The 26,467-nt window shown below is 67.0% G+C and carries 22 protein-coding genes; 11 read left to right on the top strand and 11 right to left on the bottom strand.

Going from position 1 to position 26,467, the window contains the following annotated elements; genetic code table 11:
• Window positions 1-30 precede the first annotated feature (30 nt).
• Window positions 31-690 carry a GntR family transcriptional regulator gene (locus UC32_RS07955; protein WP_045730703.1) on the bottom strand — a complete coding sequence of 220 codons (660 nt, stop codon included), beginning with the start codon at window positions 688-690 and terminating at the stop codon, window positions 31-33.
• A complete protein-coding gene (locus UC32_RS07960; RefSeq protein ID WP_045730840.1) occupies window positions 683-2,149 on the bottom strand; it encodes a fumarylacetoacetate hydrolase family protein in 1,467 nt (488 codons plus the stop codon). The genes UC32_RS07955 and UC32_RS07960 overlap by 8 nt, the downstream gene beginning before the upstream one ends.
• Window positions 2,150-2,406: 257 nt before the next feature.
• Here UC32_RS07960 and UC32_RS07965 point away from each other — a divergent pair, with 257 nt between their 5' ends.
• A complete protein-coding gene (locus UC32_RS07965; RefSeq protein ID WP_045730704.1) occupies window positions 2,407-4,305 on the top strand; it encodes an FAD-binding monooxygenase in 1,899 nt (632 codons plus the stop codon).
• A gap of 31 nt (window positions 4,306-4,336) precedes the next feature.
• Here the strand turns inward: UC32_RS07965 and UC32_RS07970 are convergent, their stop codons facing one another.
• The 7 genes from UC32_RS07970 to UC32_RS08000 all read right to left on the bottom strand — a co-directional run bounded on the left by UC32_RS07970 (window position 4,337) and on the right by UC32_RS08000 (window position 12,949).
• A complete protein-coding gene (locus UC32_RS07970; protein WP_045730705.1) occupies window positions 4,337-5,194 on the bottom strand; it encodes a prephenate dehydratase in 858 nt (285 codons plus the stop codon).
• Between the two features lie 37 nt (window positions 5,195-5,231).
• Window positions 5,232-7,160 carry an amylosucrase gene (locus UC32_RS07975; RefSeq protein ID WP_045730706.1) on the bottom strand — a complete coding sequence of 643 codons (1,929 nt, stop codon included), beginning with the start codon at window positions 7,158-7,160 and terminating at the stop codon, window positions 5,232-5,234.
• 110 nt (window positions 7,161-7,270) lie between these two features.
• Window positions 7,271-8,047: a polyphosphate--glucose phosphotransferase gene (ppgK, locus tag UC32_RS07980; RefSeq protein WP_082071991.1), complete on the bottom strand. Its 777-nt coding sequence runs from the start codon at window positions 8,045-8,047 to the stop codon at window positions 7,271-7,273.
• Between the two features lie 2 nt (window positions 8,048-8,049).
• A complete protein-coding gene (locus UC32_RS07985) occupies window positions 8,050-9,765 on the bottom strand; it encodes a glycoside hydrolase family 13 protein (RefSeq protein ID WP_045730707.1) in 1,716 nt (571 codons plus the stop codon).
• A gap of 46 nt (window positions 9,766-9,811) precedes the next feature.
• Entirely contained in the window at window positions 9,812-10,699 is an 888-nt protein-coding gene (locus UC32_RS07990; RefSeq protein WP_045730708.1) for a carbohydrate ABC transporter permease, read from the bottom strand.
• The gene (locus UC32_RS07995) at window positions 10,696-11,634 is read right to left on the bottom strand and encodes a carbohydrate ABC transporter permease (protein ID WP_045730709.1); all 939 of its coding nucleotides are present in this window, start codon (window positions 11,632-11,634) and stop codon (window positions 10,696-10,698) included. The genes UC32_RS07990 and UC32_RS07995 overlap by 4 nt, the downstream gene beginning before the upstream one ends.
• Before the next feature lie 37 nt (window positions 11,635-11,671).
• The gene (locus UC32_RS08000; protein WP_200896351.1) at window positions 11,672-12,949 is read right to left on the bottom strand and encodes an ABC transporter substrate-binding protein; all 1,278 of its coding nucleotides are present in this window, start codon (window positions 12,947-12,949) and stop codon (window positions 11,672-11,674) included.
• A 91-nt stretch (window positions 12,950-13,040) separates the two neighbouring features.
• On the opposite strand from UC32_RS08000, the gene UC32_RS08005 reads away from it, so the two are divergent.
• Window positions 13,041-14,249 (top strand): ROK family transcriptional regulator, encoded by a 1,209-nt coding sequence (locus UC32_RS08005; RefSeq protein WP_045730711.1) that lies wholly within the window; start codon window positions 13,041-13,043, stop codon window positions 14,247-14,249.
• 82 nt (window positions 14,250-14,331) lie between these two features.
• A complete protein-coding gene (locus UC32_RS08010; RefSeq protein ID WP_045730712.1) occupies window positions 14,332-14,706 on the top strand; it encodes a VOC family protein in 375 nt (124 codons plus the stop codon).
• 38 nt (window positions 14,707-14,744) lie between these two features.
• On the opposite strand, the gene UC32_RS08015 is transcribed toward UC32_RS08010, so the two are convergent.
• The gene (locus tag UC32_RS08015; protein ID WP_015938747.1) at window positions 14,745-15,413 is read right to left on the bottom strand and encodes a GntR family transcriptional regulator; all 669 of its coding nucleotides are present in this window, start codon (window positions 15,411-15,413) and stop codon (window positions 14,745-14,747) included.
• Between the two features lie 124 nt (window positions 15,414-15,537).
• On the opposite strand from UC32_RS08015, the gene glyA reads away from it, so the two are divergent.
• The 8 genes from glyA to UC32_RS08055 are packed head-to-tail and all read left to right on the top strand — an operon-like array spanning window position 15,538 to window position 24,685.
• On the top strand, window positions 15,538-16,881 hold the full coding sequence (glyA, locus tag UC32_RS08020; RefSeq protein ID WP_045730713.1) for a serine hydroxymethyltransferase: 1,344 nt from the start codon (window positions 15,538-15,540) through the stop codon (window positions 16,879-16,881).
• Entirely contained in the window at window positions 16,878-18,098 is a 1,221-nt protein-coding gene (locus tag UC32_RS08025) for a sarcosine oxidase subunit beta family protein (RefSeq protein WP_045730714.1), read from the top strand. Before glyA ends, UC32_RS08025 begins: the two co-directional genes overlap by 4 nt.
• Before the next feature lie 29 nt (window positions 18,099-18,127).
• A complete protein-coding gene (locus tag UC32_RS08030) occupies window positions 18,128-18,535 on the top strand; it encodes a sarcosine oxidase subunit delta (protein ID WP_045730715.1) in 408 nt (135 codons plus the stop codon).
• Window positions 18,532-21,474 (top strand): 2Fe-2S iron-sulfur cluster-binding protein, encoded by a 2,943-nt coding sequence (locus UC32_RS08035; protein ID WP_045730716.1) that lies wholly within the window; start codon window positions 18,532-18,534, stop codon window positions 21,472-21,474. The genes UC32_RS08030 and UC32_RS08035 overlap by 4 nt, the downstream gene beginning before the upstream one ends.
• Window positions 21,467-22,117 carry a sarcosine oxidase subunit gamma gene (locus UC32_RS08040; protein WP_045730717.1) on the top strand — a complete coding sequence of 217 codons (651 nt, stop codon included), beginning with the start codon at window positions 21,467-21,469 and terminating at the stop codon, window positions 22,115-22,117. Before UC32_RS08035 ends, UC32_RS08040 begins: the two co-directional genes overlap by 8 nt.
• Complete coding sequence (locus tag UC32_RS08045; protein ID WP_045730718.1) at window positions 22,117-23,532, top strand: L-serine ammonia-lyase; 1,416 nt, start codon at window positions 22,117-22,119, stop codon at window positions 23,530-23,532. The genes UC32_RS08040 and UC32_RS08045 overlap by 1 nt, the downstream gene beginning before the upstream one ends.
• A 3-nt stretch (window positions 23,533-23,535) precedes the next feature.
• Window positions 23,536-24,432 carry a formyltetrahydrofolate deformylase gene (gene purU, locus UC32_RS08050; RefSeq protein WP_045730719.1) on the top strand — a complete coding sequence of 299 codons (897 nt, stop codon included), beginning with the start codon at window positions 23,536-23,538 and terminating at the stop codon, window positions 24,430-24,432.
• A gap of 1 nt (window position 24,433) precedes the next feature.
• Window positions 24,434-24,685 carry a hypothetical protein gene (locus tag UC32_RS08055; protein WP_045730720.1) on the top strand — a complete coding sequence of 84 codons (252 nt, stop codon included), beginning with the start codon at window positions 24,434-24,436 and terminating at the stop codon, window positions 24,683-24,685.
• A gap of 334 nt (window positions 24,686-25,019) precedes the next feature.
• Here UC32_RS08055 and UC32_RS08060 read toward each other — a convergent pair whose 3' ends face one another.
• Entirely contained in the window at window positions 25,020-26,423 is a 1,404-nt protein-coding gene (locus tag UC32_RS08060; protein ID WP_045730721.1) for an MFS transporter, read from the bottom strand.
• Window positions 26,424-26,467 lie beyond the last annotated feature (44 nt).

Below are 26,467 nucleotides of genomic sequence, written 5' to 3' on the forward strand. Positions count from 1 at the left end.
CGTTGAAGTCCTTTACTGGTGCTGGGCGTGCTAGCGGGTTTGGGCGAGGTAGGCGTCCAGGGTGGCGGTGCGGTGCTGGCGGGCAGCTTTTTCGATGGTGTCGGCGTCTGCTCCGGTTTCGAGAAGCTTCAGCAGGTTTTCGTGCTCTTCGACGGAGCCAAGTGCGCGGCCGGGAACGAAACGGAAAGTAGAGGACCGCAGCGCCGCGAGCCGGTTCCAGCCGCGGTGAACCAGGTCCAGGATGTGCGGATTGGGGCAGTGCTCAAACAGGACGGAGTGGAAGTCCTGGTTGAGTTTCGTGAACCGGACGGGGTCGAAGTGGCCCAGGCAGTCCCGCATCTCGTCGTTGATGGCGCGCGCCCGGGCGATGGCCGGTCCGTCGATCAGGGGTGCGGACAGCGCGGTGGCTGCACCTTCCACGATGCTGAGGGTCTGCATGGTGTAGAGGTATTCGGTGGGGTCGATGCCTGCCACGGTGGCGCCGACGTTGCGTTCGAACGTCACCAGGCCCTCGGCCTCGAGACGGCGGATGGCTTCACGGACGGGGACTACGCTGACGCCGAGGTCCTTGGCGATGATGCTCAGGACCAGGCGGTAGCCGGGGGTGTACGTGCCTTCGATAATGCGGGCCTTGACCGCCTGGTAGGCCTGCTCCGACTTGCTGCCGGCAACCATGGTGGCCTCAGTCATGGTGGTTTCCCGCTTCCCACTCCTGGTACCGGGCCTGCCATTCAGTGTTCATGGGGTAGAGGCCGTCCACGCTGTTGCCCTGCTTGACCATCTCGAAGATGAAGGTTTCTTCCTTCTCCTGCCGGATGCAGTCGTCCACGAGTTCTTCGGCGATGGCCGGCGGGATGACCAGGATGCCGTCGGAGTCGGCCACGATGATGTCCCCGGGCTGCACCGTGGCGCCGCCGCAGGCGATGGTGATGTCCGTGTCCCACGGGATGTGGCGGCGGCCCAGCACGGCGGGGTGCGGGTTGGCGAAGTACGTGGGCATCTCCAGGTTGGCCACAGCGGTGAAGTCGCGGACGCCGCCGTCGGTGATGATGGCCGCCGCGCCGCGGACCTGGGCCCGCAGGGCGAGGATGTCGCCCACGGTGCCGGTTCCCTTCTCGCCGCGGGCTTCCATGACCAGGATTTCGCCGTCGTTGACAGAGTCGATGGCCTTCTTCTGGGCGTTGAAGCCGCCGCCGTGGGTCTTGAACAGGTCTTCGCGGTTGGGGACGTAGCGGAGGGTCCGGGCCAGGCCTACCACCTTGCGGTCCGGGCGGGTGGCCTGCAGCCCGTCGATGCTGACGTTATTCAGCCCGCGCTTGCGCAGTTGGGAGGACAGGGTGGCCGTTGCCACGGACTCAAGCTTTGCTTTCAGCTCGGGGGAGAGGGCAGGCCCGACGGCGGCGAGACCGGCTGCTGCGCGGGAGCCGTAGGCTTCCTCCCGCTGCAGGTCATCGACCTTGGGCCGGGCACCAAAGTCCGCGAACGCCGTCGTGCCTTCCTCCACCGTGGTGACCAACCGCCCGGTGGTGAGGCCGCCGTTGGCAGTGGAAACCTCCACTTCCAGGACGTCGCCCGGTACCGCCACGGAGGCGCCGGCAGGGGTTCCGGTGAGGATCATGTCCCCCTCCTCGAGCGTGAGGAGCTGGGAGAGGTCGGCCACCAGGCGGGCGAACGGGAAGAGCAGGTCTTCCGTGGTGTCGTCCTGCACCAGCTCCCCGTTGTGCCAGGTGCGGATGCGCAGCTGGGAGGGGTCGACGGCATCTGCCGGAATCAGTGCCGGGCCCACCGGGGTGAACCCGTCGCCGCCTTTGGAGCGGAGGTTGGAACCCTTGTCCGCCCAGCGCAGATCGTAGACGCCGAGGTCATTGCTGGCGGTGATAGCGGCGACGTGGTTCCAGGCGTTCTCGATGCTGACGCGGCGGGCAGCCTTGCCGATCACCAAGGCGATCTCGCCCTCGTAGCCGAGCAGTTCACAGCCCGCAGGGCGCTCCACGGTGCCGCCACTGAGGGAAAGCGAGCTGGACGGCTTGAGGAAGTAGGACGGCTGCTCCGGGGTGCGGCCCCGCTGGGCTGCCCGGCTGGGGTAGTTGATGTGCACTGCGATCACCTTCCGGGCTGCTGCCAGGGTGTCGCCATTGACCTGCTCCAAGACCGTCTCCTCATCAGGTACGAAATCATATACGATCACTATTCTTCATCGGGCGACTCCCGTCAACCCCTGTAAATGCGGGGGATTCCCACGGTGCGGCGCGCGGCACTTGTCGCCCGCGTCACGTGCGGCGTACAGTTGAATCCGGTCCTGATGTTTCTATTATCGAATGTCTTGTTCTCATATAGAACATTCCATGAGCCTGTTCCACCAGATGATGAGCAGGCCATTCGCCCACAATGAAGTGAGGTCACCCCGTGCAGTTCCACCACCACGGATATGTATCCGGCGATCCCCGTGTCCAGCCCGCAGCCGGCGTGGGCCTAAACCGGCCCGAGGAACTTCCCGACGAAGTGGACGTCCTCATCGTGGGCACCGGCCCCGCCGGCATGCTCGCCGCAGCGCAGCTGTCCATGTTCCCCAATGTGACTACCCGCATCGTCGAGCGCCGGCCCGGGCGGCTCGCCATTGGGCAGGCTGACGGCATCCAGGCGCGGAGCGTGGAGACCTTCCAGGCCTTCGGCTTCGCGGAGCGGATCATCGCCGAGGCATACCGCATCACCGAAATGGCCTTCTGGAAGCCGGATCCCGCCAACCACGCGAACATCGTCCGGTCTGCCCGGGCCGTGGATGACGAGATGGGTATCAGCGAGTTTCCCCACCTGATCGTGAACCAGGCCCGCGTCCTGGACTACTTCGCGGAGTTCGCCGCGAACTCACCCACGCGCCTCACGCCCGATTTCGGCTACGAGTTCGAGGGCCTCGAGGTTGCGGACAGCGGCGACTACCCGGTCACCGTGACGCTCCGGCACACCGCCGGACCCAGCGAAGGGCAGGAGCGGACTGTCCGCGCCAAGTACGTGGTGGGCGCGGACGGTGCCCGCAGCAAGGTGCGCCAGGCCATCGGCTGCACCCTCGCCGGCGACCAGGCCAACCACGCCTGGGGTGTCATGGACACCCTGGCCGTCACAGACTTCCCGGACATCCGCACCAAGTGCGCCATCCAGGGCGCCGAAGGCAGTATCCTGCTGATCCCGCGGGAAGGCGGCCACCTGTTCCGCATGTACGTGGACCTGGGCGAAGTGGACCCCACCCGCCAGCACTCGGTCCGGGAGACCACCATCGAGCAGATCATCGCCAAGGCCAACGCGATCCTGCACCCCTACACGCTGGATGTCCGGAACGTCGCCTGGCACAGCGTGTACGAGGTGGGCCACCGGCTTACGGACCGGTTCGACGACGTCCTGCCGGATGAGCGCGGCACGCGGACCCCCCGGGTGTTCATCACCGGCGATGCCTGCCATACGCACAGTGCCAAGGCCGGCCAGGGCATGAACGTGTCAATGCAGGACGGCTTCAACATCGCCTGGAAGCTGGGCCACGTGCTCGAGGGCCGCAGCCCTGAGAGCCTGCTCACCACGTACTCTGAGGAACGCCAGGTGGTGGCCAAGAACCTCATCGATTTCGATAAGGAATGGTCCACCATGATGGCCAAGAAGCCGGAGGAGTTCGAGCACCCCTCTGACCTGGAGGACTTCTACGTACAGACGGCGGAATTCCCTGCCGGGTTCATGACGCAGTACACGCCGTCCCTGATCGTTGGCGGCACCGGCCACCAGGACCTGGCCGCCGGATTCCCCGTGGGCAAGCGCTTCAAGTCCGCCCCCGTGGTGCGGGTGGGGGATACCAACCCCCTGCACCTGGGCCACCACGCCACCGCGGACGGCCGCTGGCGGATCTACGTTTTCGCCGACGCCGCCCTTCCGGGTACCGGCTCAGCCGCTGACACGCTCGCCGGGTGGTTCGCAGCTTCGCCGGAGTCCCCGCTGGCCGCAACGCCGCCGGACGCCGACCCGGACGCGTGGTTCGACCTGAAAGTCATCTACCAGCAGCCGCACACCGCCGTCGACATCGGTGCCGTGCCTGCGGTCTTCAAACCGCAGGTGGGGCCGTTCAAGCTCACCGACTACGAGAAGGTGTACGCCACGGATCCCAAGGCGGACATCTTTGAGCTGCGCGGCATCGACCGCAGCGGCGCCGTGGTGGTGGTCCGCCCGGACCAGTACGTCGCGAACGTGCTGCCGCTCGGTGCGGTGGATGAGCTCGCGGAGTTCTTCGCTCCTCTCCTGGCAGCGGGCCGGCGCGCGGAGGTCTGACTCAAGGCAGCCAGCCGCCTGTCCCTGGCTGTCAGGCCGCCGGGGTGCGTTCCGCCCGGTGGTCCGCCGCGGCGTACACCCCGAGGATCCGCACCTCAGTGGTGAAGAAGTCCAGTTCCTCCAGCGCCAGCCGCAGGGAAGTGTCCTCCGGGTGCGCCTCGACGTCGGCCATGAACATGGTGGCCGCGAACTCGTCGCCCACCATGTAGCTTTCCAGCCGCGTCATGTTCACTCCGTTCGTGGCGAAGCCGCCCAGTGCCTTGTACAGGGCCGACGGAACGTTGCGGACACGGAACACGAAGCTGGTGACTGCCGCGCCGGGAAGTTCGTCCCTGGCAGGCAGCGCCGTTTCACGGGCCAGCACCACGAAGCGGGTGGTGTTGGAGGGATCATCCTCCACCCTGGAGGCGAGCACGTCGAGGCCGTAAATCTGCGCGGCCAGCGGGGGAGCGAGGGAAAGCTTGCGGGGATCATTCCACTCAGCCACTTCCCGTGCGGACCCTGCGGTATCGCCGGCGATGACGGGTTTGAGGCCGTGCTCACGGATCAGCTTCCTGCATTGGCCCAGGGCGTGTATGTGGCTGTGGACCTCGGTGGCGGCTTCGATGGTGCTGCCCGGGATGCCCAGCAGGTCGAAGTGTATGGGGAGGAAGAACTCGCCCACGATCTGCAGGTTGGATTGCGGCAGCAGGATGTGGATGTCCGCCACCCGCCCGGCGATGGAGTTCTCGATGGGGATCATGGCCAGGTCCGCCTCGCCGCTGGACACGAGCTCGAACGCATCCTCGAAGCTGGCGCACGGGACGCTGTCCATATCCGGGAACATCTGCTGGCAGGCAATATTGGAGTTGGCGCCGGGCTCACCCTGGTACGCAATCTTCTGGGGCATGAAGGGTATGGTTTCACGCGGCGGGGCCAGCTCCCAATTACTGCGGCGTGACGCGCAGCCAGAGGTACTGCCGGGGGAGGAGCGTGACGCCGTCGTCCAGCTGCAGCGCGGCCTCAGAAAGAAGGTCGACGGCGGCGGGGGCGAACCCGCCGAACGTCTCCGCGGGCAGGTCCTGGGCGGAGTCGCTGAAGTTGGCCAGGGCCAGCACCCGGGGGCCTTCCGGAGAAGGGCCGGGCCGCTGGTATGCCAACACCGAGCGGTTGTGCGTGGCGAAGTCGATCAGCTGCGTGCCCGCCAGCTCAGGGGTGCCGGCCCGGACCTCGGTCATCCGGCGCAGCCCCGCGTACACCGCACCCGCGGGCGTGGAAGGGTCAGTTCTGCGGGCGTACTGCTCCGCCGGATAGTGCGGGCGGTGCACCCACCGGCTGTCCTCCCCGTGGCCGGGTTCGCCGGCGTAGGCGTAGTCGTTGACCTGCCCCACCTCGTCGCCGAGGTACAACAACGGGATGCCGCCGGTGCTGAACGGCACCGAGTGGGCCAGGAGGATCCGTTCCACCGCCTCCGCCGGGCTGTCCTCCAGGCCGCACAGCGACGCCGTCGTACCCGAAATCCTGCAGTCCCCGGTGCGGGGGTTGTCCTGGAACGGAACGCCGCGGGCGAAGCTGCCGGGGAACCGGTTGACGTAGAACGAATTGAGGAAGCGGCGGTGGTCGAAGCCGTTGATGCCCAGCTCCGCGGCGTCCTCGTCGGCGAAGGTCCACCCGATGTCGTCGTGGCTGCGGACGTAGTTAACCCAGGCGGTGCCGGCCGGGATGTTGTGCCGGCGCTTCAAAGCCTGGGCCAGGAGCGAGACGTCCCGGGTGGCCAGGGAATCCCAGATGAGCGCCATCTGCAGCGGGTTGTAGGAAAGCTGGCATTCGGCGGGATCGATGTACAGCGCCACCTCGTCCGGGTGCACGATCGCCTCTGACTTGAACAGCAGCGACGGCGCGGCGAGGCGGCACACCGCGTTAAAGGCCCGGAGCAGCGTGTGGGCCTCGGGGAGGTTCTCGCATGTGGTGCCCAGCTGCTTCCAGATGAACGCCACGGCGTCCATGCGCAGGATGTCCACGCCCTGGTTGGCCAGGAACAGCATCTCGCCCGCCATGGCCCGGAACACGTCCGGGTTCGAGTAGTTCAAATCCCACTGGTAGGTGTGGAACGTGGCCCACACCCAGCGGCCGTCCTCCATGCGGATGAACGACCCCGGGTGGTTCTCGGGGAAGATCTCCCGGACGTTCTGCTCGAACGCGTCCGGCATGGCCCGGTCCGGGAAGATCCAGTAGTAGTCGCTGAACTCCGGGTCTCCCGAGGCCGCTTTCCGGGCCCACTCATGTTCGTCCGAGGTGTGGTTGAAGATGAAGTCCACCACCAGGCTGATGCCGTTGCTGCGCAGTTCGGCGGCCAGCGAGCGCAGCTGCTCCATCGTGCCGAGCTTCGGGTTGACCTCCCGGTAACTGGACACGGCGTAACCGCCGTCGGAATGCGGCTCAGGTGCCAGGAACAGCGGCATCAGGTGCAGGTAGGTGAGGCCGAGTTCCTTGAAGTAGGGGATGCTCTTGCGCACACCTTCCAGGCTCTCCGCGTAGCGGTCCACGTAGCAGACGCCGCCCAGCATGCCGTTGGACTGAAACCAGTGCGGGTTCGCCTCCCGCTCCGCGTCAAGGGCTTTGAGTTCGGGGGCGCGCTCCTGCCAGGACCGGGCAGCCAGGACCACCAGGGCCGCCAGCTGGTCCTGCCAGTCCGGCCGGGTCCCGTACAGCGGACGGAACAGGCCGGTGAGCAACGGGAGGTACCGGTCCAGCCGCCGCTCAAACGACGGGTCCGCGGCCAAGCCTGCCGCACGTTCCTGTGACAGGGCGGCCAGCACAACTTCCCGGCTGTCCTGCCCAGCGGTGGGTTCCTCCACACCGACGGATTTCTGCATGCCACGGCCCCTTCCGGCTTCCATCGGCACCGCCCAGTCAGCGGCAGCCGGTGTTTGTACCGAAGTATGCCACGTCACACTCCGGCGGCGCGGACTGCTTCGGTACGGCTTCATGGCAGGACCAGCGCTTCCCTTCCGGCCGCCGCATACAGGGCGGCGCCCACCACCCCCGCAGAGTTTTCCAGGCCGGCGGGACGGACCGGTGTGCGCAGGGAAAGGCGGGGGAGGAACTCGCTGCTGCACGCCGAAATGCCGCCGCCCAGGATGATGAGGTCCGGTGAGAAGAGGAACTCCACATGCGCCAGGTACTGCTGCAATCTGCCGGCGTACTCCGGCCAGCCGAGCCCCGCTGCCTCGCGCGCGACGGCGGAAGCGCGGGTCTCCGCCTTGTGGCCGGCGAGTTCGAGGTGGCCCAGTTCGAGGTTGGGTACCAGCCTCCCGTCGACGATGAGCGCCGAGCCGATGCCCGTGCCCAGGGTCAGGACCAGCACCGTGCCGGAGACGTCCCGCCCCGCGCCGTAACGGACTTCCGCCAGGCCAGCGGCGTCTGCATCGTTGACCACGCACACGGCTCGTCCCAGCCGGGCCTCGAGGAAGGACCGGACATCCAGCCCGATCCAGCTGCCGTCCATGTTTGCTGCGGACGCCGCCACCCCGCCCCGGACAATCGAGGGGATGGCGACGCCGGCGGGCCGGTTGGAAGATCCGGGTGCCTGCGTTTCGAGCTCAGTGAGCAGCCGGTCCAGGGTGTCCGCGACGGCTTCCACAGTGCCGCCCTCCGGTGTGCGGAGGCGGTGCACGGCGCCGGCAGGGAGGCCGCTGCCAAGGTCGACGGCGGCCCCTTTGATCCAGGTCCCGCCGACGTCGATCCCCAGCCCGAACCCCACGGCTAGGCCTGCAGCCAGGCGGTGGCCGCGCCGGGCAGCTCGCCGCCGTCCACCGGAGAGCTGGCCACCAGCAGGCGGCCGGCGGGCAGCGCGAAGGGCTCGGTGCCGAAGTTCGTTACCGAGGTCCAGCCGTTGGGCCGCCGGAAGGCCAGCACGTCCTCCCGCCCGGTTTCCAGCCATTCCAGCGTCTCGGCTGACTGCAGTTCCCACCGCAGGGACAGCGCACGGCGGTAGAGGGACAGGGTGGAGTCCTCCCGGTTTTCCTGGGCTTCCACCGAGGCGCCGGCGAACCACTCGGGCTGCGGCAGGTGGGAACCGCCCGGACCGAACCCGAAGGAGCTGCCCCCTGCGCTCCAGGGCAGCGGGACGCGGCAGCCGTCGCGGCCGATTTCGACGCCCCTGTTGCGGAAGAACGACGGGTCCTGGCGTTCGGAGTCCGGGATTTCGCTGCCGACTTCCTGCAGGCCGAGCTCCTCGCCCTGGTACAGGTAGGCGGATCCGGGGAGGGCGAACATCAGCAGCGACGCGGCGCGGGCGCGGCGCAGTCCCAGCTCGATGTCCACGTCTTCCTGCCGGCCGCCCTCAAGCAGCCAGCGCTTCCCGGCCTGGCCGGCCATGATCTCCCCCTCCGCCGAGGACCCGCTGGTGGGGAGCCCGTAGCGGGTGGCATGCCGGACGACGTCGTGGTTGGAAAAGACCCAGGTGGACGAGGCGCCGGACGCTTCGGCCTCGGCGAGGTTCTTGGTGACGGTCCGGCGGAACTGCGCGGCGTCGAAGTCGGCCTGCAGAAGGTCGAAGTTGAAGGCCTGGCCCAGCCCCTCGGGGCTGGCGTACCTCGCGCGGCGGTCCACGTGTACCCAGGCCTCAGCCACCGCGGTGCGGGGAGGGTTGTATTCGTTGAACAGCTTGCGCCACTCCGCGTAGATCCCGTGGACTTCATTGCGGTCCCAGTACGGGTGCTCGCCGGCAAGGAACAGCGCCTCGCCCCGGGCGTCGAGGTCTGCCTGGGAGGGCAGTGTTCCTTCCAGGTTCTTGGTGAGCGCGTGGGCGACGTCGATGCGGAAGCCGTCCACGCCGCGGTCGGACCAGAAGCGGAGGGTGGCCAGGAAGTCGTCACGGACCTCCTGGTTGTCCCAGTTCAGGTCGGGCTGTTCCTTGGCGAAGATGTGCATGTACCACTGGCCCGGGGTCCCGTCCGGTTCGGTGATGCGCTCCCACACGGGGCCGCCGAAGACGGAGTTCCAGTCCGACGGCGGCAGGTCACCGGTCTCGCCCAGCCCGTCGCGGAAAATGTAGCGTTCGCGGGCGGGGGATCCCTTGGGCGCGGCCAGGGCTTCCCGGAACCACTCGTGCCGGTCCGAGGAGTGGTTGGGAACGATGTCCACGATCAGTTTGATGCCTGCCTCATGCAGTGCCTTGGCCATCCGGTCGAAGTCCTCCAGCGTGCCCAGCCGCGGGTCGACGTTGCGGTAGTCGTCCACGTCGTAGCCGCCGTCCGCGAGGGCAGAGGGGTAGAAGGGACTCAGCCACACGGCATCGATGCCCAGGTCCTGCAGGTAGGGGACTTTGGCCGTGATGCCGTTGAGGTCGCCGATGCCGTCGCCGTTGGAGTCGGAGAAGCTGCGGGGGTAGATCTGGTAGACGGAGGCCTGGCGCCACCAGTTGGGGTCGTCCTGGAAGGTGGCGTCGGTGCGGGGTGCCGTGGCGGTGGTTGTCACGAGGGGTTCCTTTAATGTGTGGATGGAGATTGCTGAGGTGCCGGAATTACTTGACGGCGCCCTGGGTGAGGCCGGACATGACCCAGCGCTGGGTGAACAGATAGACCACGATGGCCGGTGCCATGGCCATCAGGTATGAGGCGAAGGCCACGTTGTAGCTGTTGCTGAACTGCGTCTGGAAGATCTTCTGCAGTACCGGAATGGTCTGCATCTCGGGGTCGGAAATGATGAGCGAAGGCATCATGAAGTCGTTCCAGGATGCGATGAAGGCGAAGATCCCCACCGTGGCGCTCATGGGCCCGAGCAGCGGGAAGATGAGACGCCAGAAAACCTGCCAGGTCCCGGCGCCGTCCATGCGCATGCTTTCCTCCAGCTCCAGCGGGATGGAACGGAGGAATGCCGTGAACAGCATGGTGTTGAATGCCAGGGCGAAAACGATGTGCAGGATGGCGACGCCGAGTGGGTTGTCGAGCCCCACCAGGCCCGTGAGCTGGATCTGCGGCAGTGCCACGACGGGGAACGGGATGAACATCGCCGCGAGCAGGTAGAAGAAGGACCAGCGGAAAAGCTTGCGGTCCCAGTTCCGGACAATTGCGTAGGCTGCCAGGGCCGACACCACGATCTCCCCCACCACGGCGATGACGGACACGAAGACGGAGATGGCAAAGCCGCGGGAGAAGTTCGTCAGGGTCCAGGCCTGGACAAAGCTGTCAAAGGTCAGGGGGCTGGGCAGGGAAAATGCGTTGCCGTCGACAGCCTGGCCGGTGGTCTTGAACGCCATGCTGACGGTCACGTACAGCGGGACGAGCACGCCGAGGGTGCAGACGATCAGGACGGCGGTTGCCGGCCAGTTGGTGCGCTCCTGGCCGCCAAGGGGCCGCCGCTTCCCGGTGGCCGACGGTTTTGCTGGGATGGTGCGGGTCGCGGTGCTCATGCTGCGATCCCTCCTTTGCCACGGGTGAAGCGGAGCTGGATGAGTGCGATGGCCACGCTGATGAGGAAGAAGATCACGGCGTTGGCCATCTGGTAGGCGTAGTCGCCGCCCTCGAAGCCGCGGAAGATGGCCATGGCGACGCTGCGCGTGGAGACTCCGGGGCCGCCGTCGGTCAGGCCCACGATGATGTCGTAGGTGTTGAGGTAGTTCTTGAAGCCCAGGACCGTGTTGATCACGGCGTACCCGGCCACCAACGGCAGGGTGATGTGCCGGAGGTTGTGCCAGGGGGTGGCGCCGTCGATGGAGCTGGCCTCGTAGACCTCCGGGGAAACGGTGAGGAGCCCGGCGATGTAGATCAGCATGGCGCTCGGAATCGACTGCCATGCCGTGACCAGGACGATAGCCAGCCAGGCAAGGTCGGGGTTGGCCAGGATGCTCGTGGCGAGCGGCTCGATGCCCAGGCTTTGGCCGGCCAGCGGCAGCGAATTCGAGAAGAGGTACTGGAACACGAAGGCGATGACAATGCCGGATATCACCATCGGGATCACGAAGACGGTGCGCAGCGCGGCGCGGAAGCGGATGCGGGACGTGAGTCCCAGGGCCAGGAAGAAGGCCACGATGTTCACCAGGATGACCGTTACCAGCGAGAAGGCGAGCGTGAATCCGTAAGAGCCCAGGATTCCGTCATCCTGGAACACGGCGATGAAGTTCCGGATGCCGATGAATTCAAAGTCGCCGAACCCCACGGAGTTGGTGAAGCTGTAGACGAAGCCCAGCACGGCGGGCAGAGTAACGGCGAGCGTGAAGATGGCCAGGGACGGGAACAGGAAGAAATAGTAGAGCGGGTCAACCCTGCTCTTGCGGGCCCGCGGTGCTTCGGCCGCTGCCGGCGGCGCCACCACCGCCCGGGTCGAAGGTCTTGTCATTGATGACATGGATGGTCCTCGTTTCGTGCCTTGGTCTGTTTGGGGGTTACGCGCGGAAGGCCAGGCGCGCCCAGTCGGCGTCCATGCGGCGCAGGGTGCCTTCGGCATCGGCGCCGCCGATGATCGACTGGATGTAGTTGGCGGCGGGAATCGTGTTGGGGATGAACTGTGACGCGCCCATATAGAAGCGGCCCTCGTCGTAGTACTTCTGCATTTCCACGATCCTGGGGTCGGTGACCGGCGGGGCATCCTTGACCGTGCCGAATCCCAGGAATTTGGCGTTGTAGGTGTCCTGGATCTCCGGCTGCATCAGGTACTGGATAAAGGCGCGCGCCCCCTGCTGGCCGTTCGAAACCTCGGGGACCCAGAGTGAAAGGTCGATGTTGACGCGGACCTTGAGGTCGGCGGGGTTGTCGGTCACCGGCAGGGGGAAAGTGCCAAGGTCGACGTCGGTGCCGGCCTTTTCGATTTCACCGAAGGCCCACGGCCCCTGGAAATACATGGCTGCCTGCCCCTGCGCCATGGCGGTGTTGCCGTCCCCGTAGCCGCGGCTGGCGGCATCGGCGTTGACGTACTTCTTCAGCTGGACCATGCGCCGGACAGGTTCCAGCAGTGTTTTCTGGAAGGAGACCTCGGAATCCGGTCCCACCTTCTCGCCCGCTCCGTGCATGGACTGGTAGAAGCCGCGCACATCCACCATCCCGCCCACGGTGTAGTCGAACAGGCCCTGCGCGATGGTCCACGGATCCCGGAACGTGCCGTAGATCGGAGTGATGCCCACGGCCTTGAGGCGTTCGCAGACATCGATGAGTTCGTCCCAGGTGGTGGGGACCGAGAGGCCGTTCGCCTCGAAGATGCGCCGGTTGTAGATGACCGACGCCGCCATGACCGAGTAGGGGATAACGCTGGTACGGCCCGGGTAGGTGGGGTACCAGTTGGTGAGGTCGAGGACGTCGCCGCGGATGGATGCCGCTTCCGGAAGGTCTGCCAGGTCCGAGAGTGCGCCGCGCTCCATGAACCGCGCCATCTCCAGGTTGTAGTTGAGGCAGCCAAGATCCGGAGGGCTGCTGCGGACGAAGCTGGCAGAGAGGTTCGTGGCCATGTCATGCAGGACGCGGAAGCGGTCCTGGGACGCGGTGAATTTCGCGGTGAGGTCGCGGAAGTAGGGGACCGCTTCCGGTTTCGACTGGTGGAAGGTGATGGTGGGCTGGGCTCCGGCCGGGCTGCACGCCGCAAGGCTGAACGCGGCCAGGGAGCCTCCTGCGGCGGCTAGGAAGGTACGCCGGGAGAGTGGTGTCCCGGCGGACGGCAAAGGTGGCAACATCGGCTCCTAAGAGGGGGTGGATCAGGTTTTATTTGGATCTTATATTTAGGTCCTATATGAGGATGGGGGACGCAGGGGCTATCGTCAAGGGGTGGACGGAACTACGGCGAGCTCGACGCAACTGTTACGGCAGATCAACTCCGGAGCGCTGCTGCGCTTCGCCCTTGAGGAGCAGGTGTTCACGGCCGGGGAAGCCATGGGGGCCACCGGGCTCACCCGTGCCACGGTGCTGGGCGTCTGCGACGGCCTGGTTGACGCCGGCTGGCTCGAGGAAGTAACCGACGGCGGCGAGGCCGGCCCAGCCCTTAAAGGCCGGCCTGCGCGCCGCTACCGGTTGCGCGAGGCCGCGGGGGTAGTGGTGGGGCTCGATGCCGGCGAAGGCCACCTCACCACCATCGTCGCGGACCTCCGTGGACGTGAGCTCGCCAAGCGGCGCCAAAGCATCGACTCACACGCGCTGGGACGCGCCGGCCGCGTTGCCGGCGCACAGGAGCTGATCCGGCAGGCGCTGGCCGATGCGGGCTGCGACGCCGCCGATGTGCTGCTGACCGTGGTGGGAGTACCCGCGCCGGTGGATGCGGACGGCAGGTCTCCAGGGGCCGGAGAATTCTGGCAGCTGATGAACTCCGGGTTCGACCAGCACCTTGACGGCGCAGTCACCATTGAAAACGACGCCAACCTCGCGGCCATCGCCGAACACGCGCAGGAGCCGTCGGCAAACGTGGCAACCCTGCTGTCGGGTGAGCGGTTCGGTGCCGGCCTGATCGTCGATGGGCGCCTGCTGCGCGGACGCAGGGGAGGCGCCGGTGAGATGCGGTTCCTGGACATCCTTTCGGACAGCAAGCTCGAACCGGAGGAGGGGACCTCGGACGGGTTCGGGGCGCTGGCCCGGAAATGGGCACGCACGCTGGTCCGTTCCTACGGCGGAGACACATCGCTGCGCCGAATCCCCGACGAGGACATCACTGCGGAAGATGTCTTCCAGTCGGCCCGCGAGGGGGACCCGCTGGCCCTGGACATCATTGCCCGGCTCGGTGCCCGGCTGGCGCGGATCGCCGTGGTGCTCTCCAGCCTCCTGGATATCGAGCGGGTGGTCATAGCGGGCGGGATTTCGCGCGCCATCGAGCCGGTCCTGGAACGCGCGCGCACGCTGCTGCCGGCTGACTCCGGCCTGCCGCTTCCGGACCTCGTTGCCAGCACCTTCGGCGCGGAAGCTGTGGTCCACGGCGCCATTGAATCGGCCCTGACGCAGTTCAGGCGCGAGCCCATGGCGTTCCTGCCGCGGGCAATCCGCCGCTGACGCGCCGTCGGCACGAACGCGGCGCCCCCTGTTGCTGTGGAAATCGGCCTGATGGAGGCCGCCTGCCCGTACACTGGCCACCATGTCATGCCGCATCAGTGAACTGGTCCTGAACTGCAATGATCCCGAGCTGCTGGCCCGGTTCTGGTGCGAGGTCCTCGGTTATGTGGAGCTCGACCGGGAGGACGGCTACGTCGAGATCGGGCCTCCCGCCGGGTTCGGCGGACTGCAGCCCACCATCATCCTGAGCCCCAGCAGCAATCCGCGGACCGGCCGGCTGCCGCTGCACATCGACGTCAACCCGGTGGACCGGGACCAGGCCGCCGAGCTGGAACGCCTGCTGGCCCTGGGTGCCCGGCCCGCCGATGTGGGGCAGGCCGGCGACGAAAGCTGGCACGTCCTGCAGGACCCCGAGGGCAACGAGTTCTGCCTCCTGCGCAAGCGCCTGGATCCGTAGCGGCCCGACCCTGAGCGCAGGGGCCCCGGCGTCCCCGCCTACAGCACGTTGCGGATGGCCTGCTCGAAGCTCGTGACGTGCTCCAGGGCGAGCTTGCCCGCGCGCTCGGAATCGCCGTCGGCCACTGCCTCGAGCAGTTCAACGTGCTCGGCAATGTGTGATGACACGGACGGGACCTTTTCCAGCACCATGCACCAGATGCGGGTGGCAAGGTTGTCGTAGCGGATCAGGACGTCTTCCAGGTGCGCGTTCGCAGCGGCCCGGTAGATCAGCCGGTGGACCTTGATGTCATAGCGCATCAGGTCGTAGGGGTCATCGTCGCCGCCCATGCCTGCGATTGCGGCGGCCGTTTCCCGGATCTCGGCCCGCAGGGCAGGCGTGGCCAGCTTGGCTGCCCGCTTGGCCGCCAAGGGCTCCAGCGACTCGCGCAGCTCGGAAACATCGGCGAGTTCAGTGATGTCGACAATGGTGGCAAACGTTCCCCTGCGGGGGTAGGAAACCACCAGGTGGTCGCTTTCCAGTCGCTTGAGCGCTTCCCGCACCGGGGTTCGCCCAATGCCAAGCTCTGCGGCCAGCTTGCCGTCGTTGATGGGGTCGCCCGGGCGGATGTCCAGCATGATGAGGCGGTCCCGGAGATGCCGGTAGGCCCGCTCGGAGAGCGAAAGGTCCTCCTCGCCGGCGATGGAGTTCTCCAGCATTACGGCCATGTTGCGCTCTCTTCCCGGGTGGCTATTGACTGCTAAGTGATCTGGAACATACTATTACATCAGTTCTAATATATCAGTTACAGATCAGTTACGGATCAGGACTTTCAGGTTTAGAAGGAGAAACATGCAGGACGCACTCAACGCCTCGCTCGCCACGGTGGACGCCGACGTCGCCGCCGCCGTTGCACTGGAACTGCACCGCCAGCAGTCCACCCTGGAAATGATCGCCTCGGAGAACTTCGCTCCGTCGGCAGTGATGGAGGCGCAGGGCTCGGTCCTCACCAACAAGTACGCCGAGGGCTACCCCGGCAAGCGCTACTACGGCGGCTGCGAGCACGTCGATGTGATCGAACAGCTGGCGATCGACCGCGTCAAGGCCCTGTTCGGTGCCGAATTCGCCAACGTTCAGCCGCACTCCGGCGCCCAGGCCAACGCCGCAGCCATGTTTGCCCTGCTGAACCCGGGGGACACCATCCTGGGCCTGTCCCTCGCCCACGGCGGCCACCTCACCCACGGCATGAAGATCAACTTCTCCGGCAAGCTCTACAACGTGGTGCCGTACCACGTCCGTGAGGACGACCTCCGGGTGGACATGGCCGAGGTGGAAGCGCTGGCCCTGGAGCACAAGCCCAAGCTGATCGTTGCCGGCTGGTCCGCGTACTCCCGCCAGCTCGACTTCGCCGAGTTCCGCCGGATCGCCGACCTGGTGGGCGCCTACCTGATGGTGGACATGGCACACTTCGCCGGCCTGGTGGCCGCAGGCCTGCACCCGAACCCCGTCCCCTACGCGGACGTGGTCACCACCACCACGCACAAGACCCTCGGCGGACCCCGCGGCGGCGTCATCCTCGCCAAGGAGGAATACGCCAAGAAGATCAACTCCGCCGTGTTCCCCGGCCAGCAGGGCGGACCGCTGGAGCACGTGGTCGCCGCCAAGGCCGTGGCCTTCAAACTCGCCGCAACCCCCGAATTCAAGGAACGCCAGGAGCGCGTCCTGAACGGTGCCCAGCTGCTGGCCGAACGCCTCCTGCAGCCGGACGTCCAGGAAGCCGGAATCTCCGTGGTCAACGGCGGCACCGACGTGCACCTGGTCCTGGTTGACCTCCGCCACTCCGAGCTCGACGGCCAGCAGGGCGAGGACGCCCTCCACCACATCGGCATCACGGTCAACCGCAACGCCGTCCCGTTCGACCCCCGCCCGCCGATGGTCTCCTCAGGCCTGCGCATCGGCACCCCCGCCCTCGCCGCCCGCGGCTTCGGCGCCACCGAATTCGCCGAGGTTGCAGACATCATCGCGACGGCGCTCATCGCCTCCGCGTCCACCGGCACCCTGCCCGGGGAGACCGCCGTCGAACTCCGCGCGCGCGTCACGGCGCTCGCCGAGCAGTTCCCCCTTTACCCGCATCTTTCCGAGAACAGCACCAGCCTGGCCGGTGCCGAAGCAGACCTGATTGGAGCAGCCCAGTGAGCGCCCCCCACCTCCCCGAACACCCGGATTTCCTCTGGCGCAACCCGGAACCCAAGTCCTCCTACGACGCCGTGATCGTAGGCGGCGGCGGGCACGGCCTGGCCACCGCATACTTCCTGGCCAAAAACCACGGCATGACCAACATCGCGGTGCTGGAAAAGGGCTGGCTGGCCGGTGGCAACATGGCCCGCAACACCACCATCATCCGTTCCAACTACCTCTGGGACGAGAGCGCCGCCATCTACGAGCACGCCCTCAAGCTCTGGGAAATCCTGCCCGAGGAACTCGAGTACGACTTCCTGTTCAGCCAGCGCGGCGTGATGAACCTGGCCCACACCCTGGGCGACGTGCGTGAAAGCATGCGCCGCGTGGGTGCCAACAAGCTCAACGGTGTTGACGCTGAATGGCTGGACCCGCAGCAGGTCAAGAAACTCTGCCCCATCCTGAACATCAGCGACAACATCCGCTACCCGGTCATGGGTGCCACCTACCAGCCCCGGGCCGGCATCGCCAAGCACGACCATGTTGCCTGGGCCTTCGCCCGCAAATGCGACGAACTGGGCGTGGACATCATCCAGAACTGCGAAGTGACCGGATTCCTCAAGGACGGCGACCGCGTGGTGGGCGTCAAGACCAGCCGCGGCACCATCAACACCGAAAAGGTTGGCCTCTGCGCCGCCGGCCACAGCTCGGTCCTGGCTGAGATGGCGGGCTTCGAACTGCCCATCCAGTCCCACCCGCTGCAGGCCCTGGTTTCCGAACTGCACGAACCGGTCCACCCCACGGTGGTCATGTCCAACCACGTCCACGTCTACGTTTCACAGGCGCACAAGGGCGAACTGGTCATGGGCGCCGGCGTGGACTCCTATAACGGCTATGGCCAGCGCGGCTCCTTCCACGTGATCGAGCAGCAAATGGCGGCCGCCGTCGAACTCTTCCCCATCTTCGCCCGGGCCCACGTGCTCCGGACGTGGGGCGGCATCGTGGACACCACCCTGGACGCCTCGCCGATTGTCGGCACCACCCCCGTGGAAAACATGTTCGTGAACTGCGGCTGGGGTACCGGCGGCTTCAAGGGCACCCCCGCGGCAGGCATGACCTTCGCGCACACCATCGCCACCGGCGCCCCGCACAAGCTGAACGCGCCGTTCTCCCTGGAACGCTTCGAAACCGGCGCCCTCATCGACGAACACGGCGCCGCCGCCGTGGCCCACTAGCCGCTGCCACGAGATAAGGACTAACGCACATGCTGCTGATCCCATGCCCCAACTGCGGCCCGCGGGACGAAACCGAATTCCACTACGGGGGACAGGCCCACGTCGCCTACCCCGAGAACCCCAACGAGCTCAGCGACACGGAGTGGTCCCGCTACCTCTTCTACCGCAGCAACACCAAGGGCACCTTCGCCGAACGCTGGGTCCACAGCACCGGCTGCCGCCAGTGGTTCAACATGCTCCGCGACACCGTGAGCTACGACATCCAGGCGATCTACCCGATGGGAGCGCCGCGGCCTGACCGGGCCGGAACCACCGGCGCCGAGTCCGGTACCGCCAGCCTTGCCGCGGACAGCACCACCACCGGGACCGCCGCGCCCAGCACATCAGGCACCAGCCTTTCCTCCACCACTGCAGCCCCGGAAGGAGCCACCAAGTGACCTCCCAGAACGCCCGCCTGGCCACCGGCGGCCGCATCGACCGCACCATCTCCTGGCGCTTCACCGTGGACGGCGAGGAGTTCACCGGACACCCCGGCGACACCCTGGCCTCAGCACTGCTCGCCAACGGCCGCATCGCCGCCGGCAACTCCCTCTACGAGGACCGGCACCGCGGCATCATGTCCGCCGGCGTCGAAGAAGCCAACGCGCTGGTCCGCGTGGAAGCCCGCTTCCCCGGCCACGTGGCCGAGTCCATGCTCCCTGCCACCACCGTTTCCCTCGTTGACGGACTCCAGGCCCTCCAGCTCAACGGCCTGGGCAAGCTGGACCCGGCCGAGGACCGCGCCGAATACGACAAGAAGTACGTCCACACGGATGTCCTGGTGATCGGCGGCGGCCCCGCCGGACTCGCTGCTGCCCGCGAAGCCGTCCGCACCGGTGCCCGCGTCATGCTGCTCGATGACCAGCCCGAACTCGGCGGCTCCCTGCTCTCCGGCTCCACCGCCGAAGGCCTCGCCGAAACCATCGAAGGCAAACCGGCCCTCGAATGGGTGGCCGACGTCGAAGCCGAACTGGTTTCCGGCGCGGAATCCACGGTCCTGAACCGCACCACCGCGTTCGGCGCCTACGACGCCAACTACGTCATCGCCGTCCAGAACCGCACCGACCACCTCACCAGCCCCGCTGCCCCCGGCGTCTCCCGCCAGCGGATTTGGCACATCCGTGCCAGCCAGGTTGTGCTTGCACCGGGCGCCCACGAGCGTCCCCTGGTGTTCGAGAACAACGACCGCCCCGGCATCATGCTCGCCTCGGCCGTCCGCAGCTACCTGAACCGGTACGCCGTGGCCGCCGGCCAGCGCGTGGTCATCAGCACCACCAATGACAGCGCCTACGCCACCGCCGCCGACCTCGCCGCCGCCGGCGTCAAGGTCGCAGCCGTCGTGGACGCCCGTCCGAAGCTCACCGCCGCGGCAACTGCCGCCGTCGAATCCGGCCTCCGGGTGCTGATCGGCAGCGCCGTGGCCAACACCTCCGCTGATTCCAGCGGGCGGTTGGATGGCGTCACCGTCCGCAGCATCAACGACGACGGCGAACTCACCTCCGGCGTCGAGCAGATCGCAGCAGACCTGCTGGCAGTCTCCGGCGGCTGGAGCCCGCTGGTGCACCTGCACTCGCAGCGCCAGGGCAAACTGCGCTGGGACGACGAGCTGGCAGCCTTCGTGCCCAGCACCGAAGTTCCCAACCAGCAGACCATCGGCTCCGGCCGTGGTTCCTTCGCCACCGCGGACTGCCTCGCCGAGGGCATCTCCGCCGGCGCGAAGGCGGCCATCGCCGCGGGCTTCGAGTCCGCCGTCGAGCCTTCCGTTCTCTCGGAGCCGAAGGCTTCCGCCCCCACCCGCCAGCTGTGGCTGGTGCCGGGCGAGGAAGGTACCCCGGACGACTGGCACCACCACTTCGTCGACTTCCAGCGCGACCAGTCCGTGGCGGACGTCCTCCGTTCCACCGGTGCCGGCATGCGCTCCGTGGAGCACATCAAGCGGTACACCTCCATCAGCACCGCCAACGACCAGGGCAAGACCTCCGGCGTGAACGCCATCGGCGTGATCGCGGCGGCCCTGCGCACGGCCGGCGAGGCTTCCCGCGGCATCGGCGACATCGGCACCACCACCTACCGCGCACCGTTCACCCCGGTGGCCTTCGCGGCACTGGCCGGACGCCAGCGCGGTGAGCTCTTCGACCCCGCCCGCATCACCTCGATCCAGCCGTGGCACGTTGCCAAGGGCGCGCTCTTCGAGGACGTAGGGCAGTGGAAGCGCCCCTGGTACTACCCGCAGGGCGGGGAGGACATGGACGCTGCCGTGCTGCGCGAATGCGCCGCCGTCCGCGACTCCGTGGGCTTCATGGACGCCACCACCCTGGGCAAGATCGAAATCCGCGGCAAGGACGCGGGCGAGTTCCTGAACCGCGTCTACACCAACGCCTTCAAGAAGCTCGCCCCGGGCTCGGCACGCTACGGCGTGATGTGCCTGGCCGACGGCATGATCTTCGACGACGGCGTGACCCTCCGGCTGGATGAAGACACCTTCTTCATGACCACCACCACCGGCGGTGCCGCGAAGGTGCTGGACCACCTGGAGGAATGGCTGCAGACCGAATGGCCTGAGCTGGACGTCCAGTGCACCTCGGTGACGGAGCAGTGGAACACCATCGCCGTCGTGGGACCCAAGTCCCGCGAAGTGATCGCCAAGGTGGCCCCGGAACTGGCAGCCAACGGCGGACTGGATGCCGAGAACTTCCCGTTCATGACCTTCCGTGAAACCACCCTCGCCTCCGGCGTCCGGGCCCGGGTCTGCCGGATCTCCTTCTCCGGCGAACTCGCCTATGAAATCAACGTTCCGGCCTGGTACGGCCTGAACACCTGGGAGTCCGTGGCCGCAGCAGGTGCCGAGTTCAACATCACCCCGTACGGCACCGAAACCATGCACGTGCTCCGCGCCGAGAAGGGCTACCCGATCGTCGGGCAGGACACGGACGGCACCGTCACCCCGCAGGATGCCGGCATGGAGTGGATCGTCTCCAAGGCCAAGGACTTCATCGGCAAGCGTTCCTACTCCCGCGTGGACGCCCAGCGTGAAGACCGCAAGCACCTGGTCAGCGTCCTTCCCGTGGACCGCACACTGCGGCTGCCCGAAGGCACGCAGCTGGTGGAAAAGGGACGCTCTACCAACCCGGCCTACGGCCCCGTGCCGATGGAAGGGTTCGTCACCTCCAGCTACCACAGCGCAGCGCTGGGCCGTTCGTTCGGCCTGGCCCTGATCAAGAACGGACGCAACCGCATCGGCGAAACGCTGATTGCAGCCGCCGGCGACCAGCTGGTGGACGTGGTTGTTGCAGAGACAGTGCTTTTTGACTCCGAAGGGACCCGCAAAGATGGCTGAGACAGCAGCTTCCCCCACCCCCGCCAAGACTCCGGCAGACAAGGACCTCGCGGTCCGCACCAGCCCGGCCGGAGTGCTCCGGGACGCGTTCGCGGCAGGCTCGCTGGCCGGAACCGTTGAGATCTCCGAGCTCCCCTTCCTCACCATGGTGGGGATCCGGGCTGCCGCAGGCTCCGACGCTGCGCAGCGCATCGCCGCCGTGACCGGCGGCCTGCCCGCCCGGTCCGGAGACGTTGCCGGCAACGGCGATACCTCCGTCCTGTGGCTGGGCCCGGCCGAGTTCCTGGTGGTTGCGCCCACTGAAGCCCACGAGTCCCTGGGTGGCAGCCTGATCCAGTCGCTCCGGGACGCCCTGGGCAGCGACGCCGGCCAGGTGGTTGACCTCTCGGCCAACCGCACCACGTTCGAGCTGACCGGTCCGCAGGCCCGCTCCGTCCTGGAAAAGGGCTGCTCCCTGGACCTGCACCCCCGGGTCTTCAAGGCCGGCACCGCGTACTCCACGGAAATCGGGAACATCCCCGCCCTCCTGTGGAAGACCGGCGAGGAATCCTTCCGGGTCTTCCCGCGGGCCTCGTTCGCCGAGTTCCTGGGCCGCTGGCTCCTCGACGGCATGCGGGAGTACGCGTCCCCTGAGGTCCCCTGATGGCGCTGAGCGTCCTTGACCTCTTTTCTGTCGGCATCGGGCCCTCGTCGTCACACACGGTGGGCCCGATGCGGGCGGCAAAGCTCTTCGCGGACGGGCTGAAGGGCGACGGCCACCTGGCCTCCACCGCCCGGGTCCAGTCGGAGCTCTTCGGCTCCCTGGGCGCCACCGGCCGCGGCCACGGTTCAGACAAGGCAGTGGTGCTGGGGCTGCAGGGCCTGGAGCCGGAGACGGTCAACACCTTCACCGCCGATGACCAGGTGGCCGCCGCAGCACTTAACGCCGAACTCCAGATCGCCGGGACGCACCGGGTGGATTTCAACTGGGAAGAGGACGTGGTCCTCCACCGGCGCAAGTCCCTCCCCGCACACCCCAACGGCATGACGTTCCGGGCGCTGGACCACACCGGGTCCGTGCTGAGCGAGCGGAGCTACTACTCCATCGGCGGCGGCTTCGTGGTGGACGGCGACGCCGAGGGTGCGGACAAGGTAGTGGCGGATGACACCGTCCTGCCCTACCCGTTCTCCACGGCTGACGAACTCCTGCAGATCTGCAGCCGCGAAGGCATGTCCATCTCCGAGGTCATGCTCGCCAACGAACTGACCTGGCGCAGCGAGGCCGAACTCCGGGAAGAACTCCTGGGGCTTTGGGCCGTTATGAAGGAGTGCGTGGAGAACGGCTGCAACGCCGAGGGCATCCTGCCGGGCGGCCTGAAGGTCACCCGCCGGGCGCCGTCGCTGTTCCGCACCCTGACTGCCTCGGCTGCCAGCGCGGAAGCGGCGGCAGCGCTGCCGTCTCCCGTGAAGGCACCGGCAGATCCGTTGCTGGCGATGGAATGGGTGAACCTCTTCGCGCTGGCCGTGAACGAGGAAAACGCCGCCGGTGGCCGGATCGTCACCGCCCCCACCAACGGGGCAGCGGGCATTGTGCCCGCCGTCCTGCACTACTACGTGAAGTTTGTTCCGGGAGCCGACGACGACGGTGTGGTCCGCTTCCTGCTGGCGGCGGCCGCCGTCGGAATCCTGTTCAAGACGAACGCCTCGATCTCCGGCGCCGAAGTGGGCTGCCAGGGCGAGGTGGGCTCCGCCTGCTCCATGGCCGCTGCAGGGCTCTGCGAAGTGCTCGGCGGAACGCCGGCGCAGGTGGAGAACGCCGCCGAGGTAGGCATTGAGCACAACCTCGGCCTGACCTGCGACCCCGTGGGCGGGCTGGTGCAGATCCCCTGCATCGAGCGGAACGCGATCGCCAGCGTCAAGGCGATCAACGCGGCCCGGCTGGCCCTGCACGGGGACGGCAGCCACAAGGTCTCGCTGGACAAGGCGATCAAGACCATGCGCGACACCGGAGCCGACATGAAAACCAAGTACAAGGAAACCTCCCGAGGAGGACTCGCCGTGAATGTGATCGAGTGCTGAACCATGACTGCCACTGAAACCCATGTCCCCGCGCCCAAGGCGCCCACCACCGTGGAGCACGTCCTGACCCTGGACTGCCCGGAAGGGCCTGGCATTGTCCACGCCGTGTCCGGCTTCCTGCTGGAGCACGGCTGCGACATCATCGACAACAAACAGTTCGGGGAGCGGTCCGAAGGCCACTTCTTCATGCGCGTGCACTTCGTCTCCGAAGGCGACGATTCCACGCTGGAGGTTTTGCGGGACTCCTTCGCCCCCGTGGCGGAGAAGTTCGGCATGCGCTGGCAGCTGGAACGCCAGGGCTCCAAGCGCAAAGTACTGATCATGGTGTCCAAGTTCGGGCACTGCCTCAACGACCTGCTGTTCCGCGCCCGCATCGGTGAACTGCCGGTGGACGTGGTGGCAGTGGTGTCCAACCACCGCGACCACCAGGCTCTGGTGGAATGGCACGGCATCCCGTTCCACCACATCCCGGTCACAGCGGACACCAAGCCCGCAGCGGAAGCGGAGCTGATGGAACTGGTGGACGGCCTCGACGTCGAACTGGTGGTGCTGGCCCGCTACATGCAGGTGCTCAGCGACGACCTGACCCGCAAGCTCGACGGCCGGGCCATCAACATCCACCACTCGTTCCTGCCCAGCTTCAAGGGCGCCAAGCCGTACCACCAGGCATACGCACGCGGCGTCAAGACGGTGGGCGCCACCGCGCACTACGTCAACGCCGAACTGGATGAGGGACCTATCATCTCCCAGCAGGTGGTGGACGTGGACCACACCTACGGTCCCGAGGACCTGGTAGCCGCCGGCCGCGACACCGAATGCAAGGCCCTCTCCAACGCGGTGAAGTGGCACTGCGAAGGCCGGGTCATCCTGCAGGGCAACCGCACCGTGGTGCTCCGCTAGCATGGGCCTGCGCCGCTACCAGGACTGGAACCGCCTCATTGGCGTCCCGGTCGAGATCCGGCAGTACGGCCGCACCGTCCGCAACGGTGTGGTTGATGACGCCATGCCTGATTCATCCATGGTGTGGCTGATGGCGGACGCCTCGCAGGGCAGGACCCTGTACAGCCTCCACGAAGGCCACGAGGTCTGGATTGAGCCGGACCTCCTCGAAGCACACCACCTCCTGCAGGTGGCGGCCCCGGTCAGCGCCTGACCGGACATTCCCACAGCTGAAGCGCGGCTGGTTGCCCTGACGGGCGGCCGGCCGCGCTTTTGCTGTAGCCCAGGGTGCCGCCCCCTTTCGTGGCGGGCGGCGCTGAGTCCCCCCACCTTTGGCAGAGCACGACGGCGTGTCCCGGCCGCTCGCCGTCGTCCGCGGCCTTGGAGGGGCGAAACCTGGGGAGAATCAGCGGCGTCGGGGGAGGGAGGCCCCATCATGGTGCCCGCTCCACCCCGACGCGCTCACCGGGGACGCAGCAGAAGGGCGTGCTGCCCGGAACCTGTCGTCCCGGGCAGCACGCCCTTGGTCTGGTGCTGTGAAGGTTGCGCTACTTGACCTGCAGTTCGGGGACGTCGTGGTCGGCGGAGCTGGCAGCCGGACGTGAGGCCGCTTCACCGCCGGCCTGCGCGAGGGTCATTCCCTTGGTTTCCTCTGCCATGAAGACACAGACCAGGAAGCCGGCCGCCGTCATGATTGCCGCCACCAGCATGGTGGGGCCGATGCCCCAGTAGGCAAGGCCGAACGGGAGGGCGAAGGTTCCCAGGGCGGCACCGATACGGCTGACGGCAGTGGTGATGCCGACGGCGCTGGCCCGGACGTGGGTGGGGAAGATTTCGCTGGGGTAGGCCCACTCGAGGATGCTCGGCCCGCCGGAGAACAGCGCGTAGGCCACGAAGCAGCCCACAATGACGGCCACCGGTGCCGACGGGAAAATGCCGAGGATGAACAGCGGGGTGGCCATCAGGGCGAAGCACCAGATGATCAGTGGCCGCCGGCCCCAGGTCTCAACCAGCTTCAGCGCCGGGATGCAGCCGGCGAGGAACACGATGTCAATGACCACCGACCCGAGGTTGGCCAGGTTTCCTTCGCCCATGCCGAACGCGCCCAGGATGGTGGGCCCGAACGTGAAGATGGCGAACAGCGGCCCCACCTGCAGGGCATAGAACGAGCTGCAGAAGATGATGCGCTTCAGGTACGGACGCTGCAGCAGGATCCGCAGGTCCACCTTCTTTGCGTCCGCAGCGGCAGGTTCGGCCGATTCGAAGATGACGTGGTCAACGTTCAGCTGGTCCGACAGGGCGGCGCGCAGCGCGGACTTGGCATCGGCCTTGCGCCCGTGGTGCAGCAGCCAGCGCGGGGACTCCGGGGTGCCGAGCCGGATCAGCATGACGACGGCGCCAAGCACCGCCGAGGTGAGCAGCATCCAGCGCCATGAACCGGCGCCGAAGACCTCGAAGATCGCGAAGCCCACCAGCGACGCCAGGGCGGCTCCGATGAACCAGCCCACCTGGAGCACTCCGAGCATCTGTCCGCGGCGCTTGCGGGGAAGCCACTCGGCCAGCAGCGAGTTGGCGATGGGGTAGTCGGCGCCGATCGCCAGGCCCGCGATCAGGCGGGTGATGATCAGCTGCCAGGAATCCTGGACAAAGAACTGCAGTACGGAGGAGATCACCAGGACCCACAGGTCAATGGTGTACATGAGTTGGCGGCCAATCCGGTCCGTCAGGGGACCGAGCAGGACTGCGCCGAAGAAGATGCCCACCAGCGCTGCTGCGCCGATCAGGCTGGTTTCGAGTTCCGTGGTTTTGAACTCGGCGGTGATGCCTACCAGAGCGATGGCAATGATGCTCAGGATGTAGCCGTCAAGGATGGGCCCTCCCATGCACGCTGCAACCAGCTTCTTGTGAAAACGCGTGAACCGCGCTTCATCAATGGCGACATGTATGTTCATCGATTCCTTCTCACCTGGGGTAGGGACACCGCCCTGCCGCTGCA

Origin of the sequence: Pseudarthrobacter chlorophenolicus (assembly GCF_000962805.1) — a bacterium.
Classification (GTDB): Bacteria; Actinomycetota; Actinomycetes; order Actinomycetales; family Micrococcaceae; genus Arthrobacter; species Arthrobacter chlorophenolicus_A.

Excerpts from the sequence above, each read along its gene's own strand:
- UC32_RS07955 (WP_045730703.1), bottom strand. The coding sequence starts at position 690 with ATGACTGAGGCCACCATGGTTGCCGGCAGCAAGTCGGAGCAGGCCTAC.
- UC32_RS08015 (WP_015938747.1), bottom strand. The coding sequence starts at position 15,413 with ATGGCCGTAATGCTGGAGAACTCCATCGCCGGCGAGGAGGACCTTTCG.
- UC32_RS08045 (WP_045730718.1), top strand. The coding sequence starts at position 22,117 with ATGGCGCTGAGCGTCCTTGACCTCTTTTCTGTCGGCATCGGGCCCTCG.
- glyA (WP_045730713.1), top strand. The coding sequence starts at position 15,538 with ATGCAGGACGCACTCAACGCCTCGCTCGCCACGGTGGACGCCGACGTC.
- UC32_RS08010 (WP_045730712.1), top strand. The coding sequence starts at position 14,332 with ATGTCATGCCGCATCAGTGAACTGGTCCTGAACTGCAATGATCCCGAG.
- UC32_RS08000 (WP_200896351.1), bottom strand. The coding sequence starts at position 12,949 with ATGTTGCCACCTTTGCCGTCCGCCGGGACACCACTCTCCCGGCGTACC.
- UC32_RS07970 (WP_045730705.1), bottom strand. The coding sequence starts at position 5,194 with ATGCCCCAGAAGATTGCGTACCAGGGTGAGCCCGGCGCCAACTCCAAT.
- UC32_RS08055 (WP_045730720.1), top strand. The coding sequence starts at position 24,434 with ATGGGCCTGCGCCGCTACCAGGACTGGAACCGCCTCATTGGCGTCCCG.
- purU (WP_045730719.1), top strand. The coding sequence starts at position 23,536 with ATGACTGCCACTGAAACCCATGTCCCCGCGCCCAAGGCGCCCACCACC.
- UC32_RS08040 (WP_045730717.1), top strand. The coding sequence starts at position 21,467 with ATGGCTGAGACAGCAGCTTCCCCCACCCCCGCCAAGACTCCGGCAGAC.
- UC32_RS07995 (WP_045730709.1), bottom strand. The coding sequence starts at position 11,634 with ATGTCATCAATGACAAGACCTTCGACCCGGGCGGTGGTGGCGCCGCCG.
- UC32_RS08060 (WP_045730721.1), bottom strand. The coding sequence starts at position 26,423 with ATGAACATACATGTCGCCATTGATGAAGCGCGGTTCACGCGTTTTCAC.
- UC32_RS07990 (WP_045730708.1), bottom strand. The coding sequence starts at position 10,699 with ATGAGCACCGCGACCCGCACCATCCCAGCAAAACCGTCGGCCACCGGG.
- UC32_RS08030 (WP_045730715.1), top strand. The coding sequence starts at position 18,128 with ATGCTGCTGATCCCATGCCCCAACTGCGGCCCGCGGGACGAAACCGAA.
- UC32_RS07975 (WP_045730706.1), bottom strand. The coding sequence starts at position 7,160 with ATGCAGAAATCCGTCGGTGTGGAGGAACCCACCGCTGGGCAGGACAGC.